The organism is Cellulomonas triticagri, assembly GCF_003696205.1.
In the GTDB taxonomy this organism is placed as follows: Bacteria; Actinomycetota; Actinomycetes; order Actinomycetales; family Cellulomonadaceae; genus Cellulomonas; species Cellulomonas triticagri.
In genome coordinates, this window is record NZ_RFFI01000044.1 from 22,317 (window position 1) to 31,756 (window position 9,440).

The 9,440-nt window shown below is 76.5% G+C and carries 8 protein-coding genes; 3 read left to right on the forward strand and 5 right to left on the reverse strand.

From position 1 onward, the window contains the following. Positions 1 to 69 precede the first annotated feature (69 nt). Both EBM89_RS09550 and EBM89_RS09555 read right to left on the reverse strand, forming a co-directional pair. Positions 70 to 1,959, reverse strand: a complete 1,890-nt coding sequence (locus EBM89_RS09550) for an HNH endonuclease signature motif containing protein (RefSeq protein WP_122149211.1) — start codon at positions 1,957 to 1,959, stop codon at positions 70 to 72. 308 nt (positions 1,960 to 2,267) lie between these two features. Next, positions 2,268 to 4,682, reverse strand: coding sequence for a glycoside hydrolase family 31 protein (locus EBM89_RS09555; protein ID WP_122149212.1), 2,415 nt, complete (start codon positions 4,680 to 4,682; stop codon positions 2,268 to 2,270). A 76-nt stretch (positions 4,683 to 4,758) separates the two neighbouring features. On the opposite strand from EBM89_RS09555, the gene EBM89_RS09560 reads away from it, so the two are divergent. Beyond that, positions 4,759 to 5,847 carry a LacI family DNA-binding transcriptional regulator gene (locus EBM89_RS09560; protein WP_158609606.1) on the forward strand — a complete coding sequence of 363 codons (1,089 nt, stop codon included), beginning with the start codon at positions 4,759 to 4,761 and terminating at the stop codon, positions 5,845 to 5,847. A gap of 16 nt (positions 5,848 to 5,863) precedes the next feature. Here EBM89_RS09560 and EBM89_RS09565 read toward each other — a convergent pair whose 3' ends face one another. Next, positions 5,864 to 6,214: a hypothetical protein gene (locus EBM89_RS09565; RefSeq protein ID WP_122149214.1), complete on the reverse strand. Its 351-nt coding sequence runs from the start codon at positions 6,212 to 6,214 to the stop codon at positions 5,864 to 5,866. 97 nt (positions 6,215 to 6,311) lie between these two features. On the opposite strand from EBM89_RS09565, the gene EBM89_RS09570 reads away from it, so the two are divergent. Further along, positions 6,312 to 6,773 (forward strand): hypothetical protein, encoded by a 462-nt coding sequence (locus tag EBM89_RS09570; protein WP_122149215.1) that lies wholly within the window; start codon positions 6,312 to 6,314, stop codon positions 6,771 to 6,773. Between the two features lie 30 nt (positions 6,774 to 6,803). Here EBM89_RS09570 and EBM89_RS09575 read toward each other — a convergent pair whose 3' ends face one another. Together EBM89_RS09575 and EBM89_RS09580 are read right to left on the reverse strand one after the other, a co-directional pair. Next, positions 6,804 to 7,463 (reverse strand): LuxR C-terminal-related transcriptional regulator, encoded by a 660-nt coding sequence (locus tag EBM89_RS09575; RefSeq protein ID WP_122149216.1) that lies wholly within the window; start codon positions 7,461 to 7,463, stop codon positions 6,804 to 6,806. Beyond that, positions 7,460 to 8,746, reverse strand: coding sequence for an ATP-binding protein (locus EBM89_RS09580; RefSeq protein ID WP_122149217.1), 1,287 nt, complete (start codon positions 8,744 to 8,746; stop codon positions 7,460 to 7,462). The genes EBM89_RS09575 and EBM89_RS09580 overlap by 4 nt, the downstream gene beginning before the upstream one ends. A gap of 136 nt (positions 8,747 to 8,882) precedes the next feature. On the opposite strand from EBM89_RS09580, the gene EBM89_RS09585 reads away from it, so the two are divergent. Beyond that, positions 8,883 to 9,440, forward strand: a 558-nt coding sequence (locus EBM89_RS09585; protein WP_147463510.1) for a PspC domain-containing protein, incomplete at its 3' end; no start/stop codon positions are given.

A 9,440-nucleotide genomic window follows, 5' to 3' on the forward strand; every position in this document is an offset into this window, starting at 1 on the left:
CCAGCCTAGGCGCCCCCACCGACACCCGTGCGCGCCCGGCACGCTCGCGGCGGGGACAGGGGTGGGTGGTCAGAACGGTGGCGGTAACTCCGGCGGCGCCGGCCGGGCCCGGTGCGCGGCGCGGGACCCGGCGAGTGGTCCGGTCTCCGGTCCGGCGGGCGGTCCGGCGGGTGGTCCACCGGCTGGTCGGAGGTCCGGTCCAGCGGCTGGTCCGGTGTCCCGTCCGGCGGGTGGACCGACGACCGGTCCGGCGACGGCTCCGGCGGGTGGTCCGGCGATCGAGCCAGCACAGTGCACGACGAGGTGCTCGACGCCCGGACCGGTCCGGAAGCGGTGGCCCGTCGGGGTCGTCCACTCGAACTCCCCGGCCCGTCGCTGGCGCAGACCGAAGCCACCCTCGTGCTTGAGCCGGTGGTGATGCCGGCACAGCGGGGCGAGGTTGGTGTCCGCCGTCGGCCCCTCGGGGAACCGCACGGTGTGGTCGAGGTCGGCCGCCGCCGCGGGCACCAGGCAGCCCGGGGCCACGCAGTACCGGTCGCGCGCCCGGACGTGCTCGTCCAGGGCGGCTGGCGGTCGGTACCGGGTGCGTCCCACGTCGAGGACCGCACCGCTGAGCGGGTCCGTCACGAGGCGCCGCCAGGTGCCGCCGAGCGCGAGCGCCCGTGCCTGCACGGCGTCCACCGGCCCGTACCCCGCGACCTCGCCCGGGGAGTAGTCGATCCCGAGCAGGGTGGTCAGCGGCACCGTCACCAGCACGTGCGCTCGCCCCGACCGGTCCGGTGAGGGCGACCCGATCGGCCCGTCCGGACCGGGCGCCGCGCCGTGCTCGTGCGTCGCGCTGCGCTCGTGCGTCGTCGTGCGGTCGTGCGTCGCGCTGCAGTCGCGCGCCGCGCCGCGGTCGTGATCCGCGCTGCGCTCGTGCGTCGTGGTGCGGTCGTGCGTCGCGTCGCCGTCATGAGTCGTGCTGCGATCGTGCGTCGCCTCGCGACCGTCCGACGGGTCCGGGCCCGGCACCGCGACAGGCGCGGCGACGGGGACCACCGGGACGTCCGCACCGAGGACCCGGCCGACCAGCTCGTCGGCACGGAGCTGGTCCAGGGTGCGGCCGTCCCCGGCGGCGCGGGCTCGGCGGGCGGCGGCGTCGAGGGCGGCGTCCACCTGCACGGCCCGCGCGGCGGGCAGCACGACCCACGACCCCGCCATGCCGTCCTGGAGCACGCGGGGCCGGGAGACGCACCGCTGGCGGGCAGCCCGCCGGTGGCGGTCGGCGGCGTCCTCGGGGTCGGCGAGAAGCAGCGCCCGCTCGACGTCGCGCGCGACCTGCGCGGCGGTGCGTCCGGGGGCGTGCGGCAGCACCGCCTCCTGGACGGCCCAGGCGACCTCCCCGGCCTGGTCGCCGAGCCGCCGGACGAGCACGCGGGCCCGGGCGGGGCAGATCTCCCCCCGGGCGAGGGCGTCCCCGGTGGGGGCGAGCACGCCACGGTAGGCACGGCCCTCGCGGACGAGGGTGTGCGCCTCGCGCCGGGAGGTGCGCAGTCGCATCGCGAGGGTCGCGGACGCGAGGTCGACCGGGGTCAGCGCGGCCCCTGCCGGGACGGCGGCGGTCACCTCGCGCGGCGGGAGCAGGTCGGGGTGCCGTGCGGTGGACGCGGCCGCGAGCGCCTTCGCGTGGTGCGCCCAGGCGGCGACGCGGTCGGCCATCGCCACGACCTCGGTGCGCTCGGCGGCGGTGAGCCGGTCGAGGCGCGGCAGGGCGTCCGCGAGGGTGGCGGCGAGCCCTGGACCCGCCGGGAGCAGCGCCATCTCGTCGACGGCGTGCGCCTCGCGCCGTGCCTCGGCGAGCCGTGCGGAGACCTGCTCCGGCGTCGGCTGCGGGCGGGCCGGGACCCACCGGCGCACCCCGGCCCCCGAGCCGCGCGCGGGCGGCTCGGGGGTGAGGTCACGCTGCTCGGGGGCCATGGCCCGACGCTACGGACCACGGCGGTCCCACCGGACACCACGACGGCGGTCCCTGGGGACCGTGCACACCTCCGTCGCCTGGGGACGGCTCGGTGCCCGCCCCTGGAGCCGATCCGCCAGATGACATCCCCACCAGACATCTCTCCAGCCAGGCGTCTCCTCGACCAGGCACCTGCCGGCCAGGCATCTCCCCGACAAGACACCTGCCCGCCAGACACCTGCCCGCCACGGGGCTTCCCCGTCCGACACCTGCCTGCCCGGCACCTCCCCGTCAGGCTCTGTCTCCCGCCGGACATCGCCCCGACGACTCACCCCCGGGCGAGCAGCACCTCCCGCAGCGCCGACATGAGGGAGTCGGGCATCCCGAGCGCCTCGAGGTGCGCGAGCCGGACGTGCAGCGGCCGGTCCGCCGTGGCGAGCCGCAAGGCCTGCGTGCTGCGGTCGTGGTCGGTCCACGCGGCGGTGAGGACCCGCAGCACCTCGTCGGCGACGTCGGGTCCGGTGAGCGCGACCGGGCTGCCCGCGACCCGCAGCCGCGACCCCGACGGGACGTCCGCGACGGTGAGCCGGACCCGCCCGTCGTCGCCCGCCCGGACCTCGACCGGCACCGGCGCCCCGTCGACGGTGGCGCGGAACCGACCCCCGTCGGCCGCGTCGAGCGCCCGGGTGACGAGGGTCAGCGTCCAGTCGCGCACGGCGGGCACGCAGGTCGCGGCCCCGGCGACGGGCTCGACCGCGAGAGCGCCGGAGGCGTCGTCCCAGCCGATCCGGGTCCGGGCGACGGTGGCGGGGTCGGTGCCGTCGCCGGTGCCGTCGTCCTCGACCAGGGTGAAGGCGCCGTCCGCGCCGGGCACGACGAGCACCTCCAGGTGCCGGGGGTTCACGGGGTCGTTGCCGGGGACCGCGGCACCGTCGAGGGGCACGACCGCACCGGGCTGCGCGAGCACGGGCAGGGTGTCCAGGCCGCGGTGCAGGTCGAGCAGCCGGTCGCCGTCGTAGACCGCGCCGGACAGCACGTCGACCCAGGTGCCCGGCGGCAGCCACGCCCGGACGGCGGACGCGCGGGTGACGGCGTCGACCGGCGTGGTGAGCGCCGCGACCAGCAGCTCGGAGCCGAACAGGAACTGGCGCGGGGCGTCGTACGCCTCGTCGTGCCCGGACCACCGGTGGTACAGCGGCCGGACGAGCGCGGTGGCCTCGGCGGCGGCCCGGTGGTTCATGGTGTGCAGGTACGGCACGAGCCGGTGCCGCAGCCGCAGGAACTCGGTCTGCACGGCGCGGGCGTGCGGGCCGAACGCCCACGGCTCCTTGCTGGTGAACGGGTTGTCGGAGGAGTGCAGGCGCAGCACGGGCGAGAACACCCCGAGCTGCACCCACCGGGTGGCGAGCTCCTCGTCGCGGTAGCCGTGCATGTGGCCGCCGATGTCGTGCGACCACCAGCCGTAGCCGATGTTCGCGGCTGTCGCGGTGAAGTGCGGCTGGAAGTCCAGGGAGTCCCAGGAGATGACGGTGTCGCCGGAGAACCCGACGGGGTACCGGTGGCTGCCCGGCCCGGCGTAGCGGGAGAACGTGAGCGCCCGCCGTCCGTCGCGGCCGTTGTCGAGGTGGTGGAAGTGGTTGAGCATCCACAGCGGGTCGATGCCGGGGACGCGGGAGTGCGGCCCGGACTGCCAGTCGACCCACCAGAAGTCGACTCCGTCGGCCTCCAGCCCGCGGTGCAGCACCGAGAAGTACGCGGCCAGGAACTCCCGGTCGGTGACGTCGAAGGCCACGGGGTCGCCGTCGGGCTCGCGCCCGAGCGCGGCGCACACGGCGGCGTAGGCGTCCTCGTGGGCGCGGACCCCGTCGGCGGGGTGCACGTTGAGCGTGACCCGCAGTCCCCGGTCGTGCAGCCAGGACAGCAGGGCGGGCGGGTCGGGGAACAGGTCGCGGTTCCAGCTGTACCCGGTCCACCCGGAGCCGAGGGCGGGGTCGACGTCGGTGACGTGCCAGTCCATGTCGAGCACCGACACGGACACGGGCACCTGCTCGGCGGCGAACCGCTCGACGACCGCCTGGTACCCCTCGGCGGTGTACCGGTGGAACCGGCTCCACCAGTTGCCGAGCGCCCACCGCGGCAGCAGCGGCGTCGGCCCGGACACGGCGTGGAACGCCCGCAGCGCGTCGGCGTGGTCGTGCCCGTACCCGAAGACGTAGAGGTCCTGGCGGCTGCCGTCGCGGGGCGCGACCCAGCCGTCCGGCCCGAAGACCATCGACCGCGAGTCGTCCAGCACGGCGTACCCCTGCCGGGACACGACGCCGCCCTCCAGCGGCACGGCCCCGTCGGCCTTGTCCAGGGTGCGGGCGGTGCCGCCGAGCCCGTCGGCGGGCTCTCCGTACCGCCACACCGAGTGGTAGGCGCTGACCCCGCCGCCGACCGCGACGGACAGCCCGGCGGTGCTGAACGGGCGGCGGTCGTACGTCAGGCGCAGCCGCGCGGTCACGACCTCGACGACGTCCTCGCGCTCGATCACGCGGAACTCCGGCACCGGCAGCGCGCGGTGGCGGGCGAAGGTGCTGGGCCGGTCCTCGAACCGGCCGTCGGCGGCGTGCTCCAGGCGCAGCAGGCCGTCGGTGAGCACCGTGATCCGCCAGCCGTCGCCCTGGACGACGGCCCGGGGGTCGGGGGTGCCGTCGGGGACGACGCCGGTGGTGAGGTGCAGGGACTCGGTGGTGCGGGTCATGTCAGCCCTTCAGGTGGCCGGTGCGCCGGTGCGGACGGGGGCGTCGTCGGTCTTGTTTAGCGTTATACCTCGGCTAGTGTCAACGATCGCCGGTCCCGCCGCCCAGGTCGCGACCGCACCGTCGAGCCGGAGGTCCGCCCTGCACCACGTCACGCTGAAGGACATCGCGCGCGAGGTCGGCGTGAGCGTGATGACCGTGTCCAACGTCGTGAACGGCAACCTCGGCCGGGTCTCCCCCGCCACCGCCGCGCGCGTCGAGGCCGCCGTCACCGCCCTCGGGTACGTGCCGAACGCCGCCGCGCAGTCCCTCGCCGCCCGGCGCACCCGCCTCGTCGGCCTGCTGCTGCCGTCCCGCCCCGACGACACCAGCCTGCTCGCGAGCCCGCACGACGTCGCCGTCACCGGCGCCGTCGAGGCCGCGCTGCGCAGCCGCGACCACCACCTGATGCTGCGTGGCGTCGCGACCGCGCGCGACGTCTCCGACTCCGTGCGCCGCTGGAGCCTGGACGGCGTCGTCGTCATGGGCTTCACCGACGACGAGGTCCGCGCCCTCGACCTGCCCGCCACGCTCCCGACCGTGGTGGTGGACGCCGCCGCGGGCTCGGGCCTCGCGCAGGTGCGCTCCGACGACCGCACCGGGGGCCGCCTCGCGGGCGAGCACCTGACCGCGCTCGGGCACCGGCACCTGCTGATCTGCGGCCCCGCGGGCACCGCCAGCGGCGTCGTCGCCCAGCGCGTCGCCGGGTTCCGGGAGGCAGCCCGCCGCGCCGGGCTGCCCGACGACGCCGTCACGGTCGCCGACACCCCCACCACCTACGAGGGCGGCGTCGCCCTGGGCGCCCGGATCGCTCCTCAGGTGCGTGCCGGGACCCTGACCGCCGTGTTCGCGACCGCCGACATCCTCGCCGCGGGCGTCGCGCGCGGCCTCGGCGACGCCGGGCTGCGGGTGCCAGAGGACGCCTCGGTGCTCGGGTACGACGACGCCGACCTCGCCCGGCACGTCACGCCGCGGCTGTCCACGATCGCGCAGGACACCACCCGCAAGGGGCACGTCGCCGCCGACCTGCTGCTCGGCCTCGTCACCGGGCAGCACGCCGAGCCCCGCTCCGAGACCATCCCCGTCGCGCTCACCGCCCGCGAGTCCACCGGGCCCGCGCCCGCCTGAGGTCGCCGACGACGGCTCAGCGCCAGAGGACCGCCACCACCACGTTCACGAGGGTCAGGCCCAGCACCGCGCCGACCAGGCCCCGGGTCACCTTCTCCGGCCGGCGCGCGCCGTACCAGACCAGACCCGTCACGACGAGGGCCACCAGCAGCTTCACCCCGACCTTGGCGTTGTCCGGCGGTGTCAGGTCGCCGACCTCGGCGGACCGCAGGCCCACCATCACCACGCCCGTGACCAGCGCGGTGAGCGCGCCGTGCAGCGCGCCCTTCGGCAGCTCGGAGCGGCGCAGCGTCACCAGGCAGCCGCCCAGCACGATCGCCCAGCCGACCAGGTGCAGGACGACCAGCAGGCCGTACAGGGTGCTCATGCTCGGGTCCCTCGTTCCGTCTCGTGGTGCTGACGTGGGACGATGCCCGGCGCCCGCGTCCGCGAGGCACCGCACCGTCCCGCAGAACGAGGATCCCATGTCGACGCCGTACCCCCCGCAGCCCGAGCCCCAGCCGGACCCCGCGCAGCCGGACCCGCAGCAGCCGTACCCGGCCGCCCCCGCGTACGGTGCGCCCGCCCCTGGTGCCCCCGCGTACGGTGCCCCGGGCCAGCAGCCCTACCCAGGCGGCTACGCGCCGTACGGCGGTGCGCCCGCAGCACCCGGCAAGGGCCTCGCGATCGCCGGCCTCATCACCGCGATCGTGCCCTGCACCACGCTGATCGGCCTCGTGATCAGCATCATCGTGCTGGTCAAGGCCTCGCGCGGCACCGCGGCGGGCAAGGGCATGGCGATCGGCGGCATCGTGGCGTTCGTGCTGTGGACCGTCGCCGGCGTCCTGGTGTTCGCGCTCGGCATGGGCACGCTGATCGAGACGTGCTCGGAGCTCGGCAACGGCACGCACTACGTCGACGGCGTCACCTACACCTGCAACTTCTGACGCCGCACGGGCGCGGCGCGCCGGCGGGCCTCAGAGCAGCCGGCGCGCCGCCGCCCAGCGGGTCAGCTCGTGCCGCGACGACAGCTGCAGCTTGCGCAGCACCGCGGACACGTGCGTCTCGACGGTCTTGATCGAGATGAACAGCTCGCCCGCGACCTCCCGGTAGGAGTACCCGCGCGCGATCAGCCGCATGACCTCCCGCTCGCGCGCCGAGAGCCGGTCGAGCTCGTCGTCACCCGTGGCGACGTCGCCCGCCGCCGCGCCGAACGCGTCCAGCACGAAGCCCGCGAGGCGCGGCGAGAACACCGCGTCGTCCCCGGCCACCCGCAGCACGGCGTCGCACAGGTCCGGTCCGGAGATCGCCTTGGTGACGTAGCCCCGGGCTCCCGCGCGGATCACCGCGACGACGTCCTCGGCGGCGTCCGACACCGACAGGGCCAGGAACCGGGTGCCGCCCAGCAGGTCGGTGCAGGTGCGGATGACCTCGGCACCGCCGCCGCCGTCTCCGCCGGGCAGGTGCACGTCGAGCAGCACCACGGGCGGGCGGGTGGCGCGGACCACCTGCACGGCCTCGTCGACGCTCGACGCCTCCCCCACGACGCGCACGCGGTCGTCCAGGGACGCGCGCACCCCGGCGCGGAACATCAGGTGGTCGTCGACCAGCACCACGTCGACCGGGTCGTCACTCATGCCTGCATCGTCCTCTCCTGCGGCTCCGCGGGGTGCTCACGACGCACCGGCATCCGCAGCCGCACCTCCGTGCCCCCGCCGTCCTTGCACACGACCGTCGCGCGGCCGCCCCGGCGGCGCACGCGCCCCAGGATCGACTCGCGGACGCCGAACCGGTCCGCGGGCACGTCGTCGGGGTCGAACCCGTCGCCGCGGTCGCGGACGAACACCTCGATCTCCTCCGGCCCGGCCTCCAGGTACAGGGTCACCGGCGGGCGACCGTGCCGGACGGCGTTGAGCAGCGCCTCGCGGGTGGCCTGCAGCAGCGCGTCGGTGTCCGCGTCGGGCTCGGCGTCGCCGACCACGACCGTCTCCACGGTCACGGCCTCGCCGTCCGGGCCGGTGCGGGTGTCCTCGATCTCCGCGACGATCGCGGCGAGCGCTGCGGCGACCGAGGTCCCGGGCTCGGGCCGGTCGTCGTACAGCCACGCACGCAGCTCGCGCTCCTGGGCGCGGGCCATCCGGGCGACCTCGGTCGGGTCGTCCGCGCGCGCCCGGATCAGCGCGAGGGTCTGCAGCACGGAGTCGTGCAGGTGCGCGGCGATGTCGGCGCGCTCGGACTCCCGGGCGCGCGCCGCGCGCTCGTCGCCGAGCTCGCGCACCAGCCGCAGCCACCACGGCGCCAGCACCAGGGCCACGCCCGCGAGCACCGCGACGGCGGCGATCGTGGACTGCACCAGCGCGCCGGGCGCGGCCTCCTGGCCGACCAGCAGCAGGACGCCGACGCCCGCGATCACCAGGCCGCCGACGAGCCGCAGCACGCTCACCGGCCCGCGCGACCCCCCGCGGCGCTCGCGCTGGACCGCGTCCAGCTGGCTCCACGCGAGCGCGACGCCCGCGACCAGCAGCAGCACCGGCACCACCCAGGAGCCGACGACGTCCGTCCCCGCGCGGGCGAGCAGCAGCGCCACCGCTCCGGCGAGCAGGGCCACGCCCACGGCGATCTCGGTCCACGGCAGGTGGCGCAGCCGTCCGACCACGTCGCTCTGCTGCGGGCGGGACAACCGGCTCAGCGCGGCCGGGCGGCCCGCCTCGGCGACCGCGACGGCGTCGCCGACCGGCACCGTCACCCACCAGAACACGTAGAGCAGCAGCCCGACGCCCGCGAACGGCGTGAGCAGCACGAACAGCAGCCGCACCAGCCGCACCGGCGCACCCAGGTGCAGCGCGAGCCCCGCGGCGACGCCGCCGATCCAGCGGCCGCGCTCGGGGCGGCGCAGGGGCAGCCGGGGCGTGGGTTCCATGCCCTGATCGTCACACGTCCCTGACCCCCGGTGGGCGGTCCGGGGTCAGGACCCGGGGCACCCCGGGGGACATTCAGGGGCGGCTCAGGGGAGTACCCGATGCCGCCAGGGGTGCCTCGGGGGTCAGGATCGAGCCATGACGAACGACAGCGCCGACCACGGGGCCCCCCCGGCGGCACCCCGGACCGACGGCACCGGGAGCAACGGCTTCTTCGACGGGTTGCGCCGCGCCGGCGTGCAGCGGTCCTCCGACCGCTGGGTCGGCGGCGTCGCGGGCGGGCTGGCCGCCCGGTTCGGAGTGGACCCCCTGCTGGCACGCGGCGTGATCGGCGTGACCATGCTCATGGGCTTCGGCCTCGTCCTGTACGGCATCGCCTGGGCGCTGCTGCCCGAGGAGTCCGACGGCCGCATCCACCTCGAGGAGACGATCCGCGGGCGGTTCGACCCGGCCCTGCTCGGCGCGGCCGGCATGGTCGTGCTGGGCACCACCACCGGCGACTGGTGGTTCAGCTGGGGCCCGTTCAGCGTCGAGTGGATCCGGGTGCTCGCCTGGGTCGGCGTCGTCGCCGCCGGCGTCGTGCTCCTCGTGAACGCGCTGCGCCGCGACAAGGGCCAGCGCCGCGACCGGCCCGCGTGGCAGCCGCCCGCCCCGGCGTGGCAGGCGCCCCCGGCAGGCCCGGCGGCACCCGCCGCT

Bases quoted from the DNA above. Each gene is read 5' to 3' on its own strand.
- EBM89_RS09565 (WP_122149214.1), bottom strand. From the start codon at position 6,214: ATGAGCACCCTGTACGGCCTGCTGGTCGTCCTGCACCTGGTCGGCTGG.
- EBM89_RS09555 (WP_122149212.1), bottom strand. From the start codon at position 4,682: ATGACCCGCACCACCGAGTCCCTGCACCTCACCACCGGCGTCGTCCCC.
- EBM89_RS09570 (WP_122149215.1), top strand. From the start codon at position 6,312: ATGTCGACGCCGTACCCCCCGCAGCCCGAGCCCCAGCCGGACCCCGCG.
- EBM89_RS09575 (WP_122149216.1), bottom strand. From the start codon at position 7,463: ATGAGTGACGACCCGGTCGACGTGGTGCTGGTCGACGACCACCTGATG.
- EBM89_RS09550 (WP_122149211.1), bottom strand. From the start codon at position 1,959: ATGGCCCCCGAGCAGCGTGACCTCACCCCCGAGCCGCCCGCGCGCGGC.
- EBM89_RS09580 (WP_122149217.1), bottom strand. From the start codon at position 8,746: ATGGAACCCACGCCCCGGCTGCCCCTGCGCCGCCCCGAGCGCGGCCGC.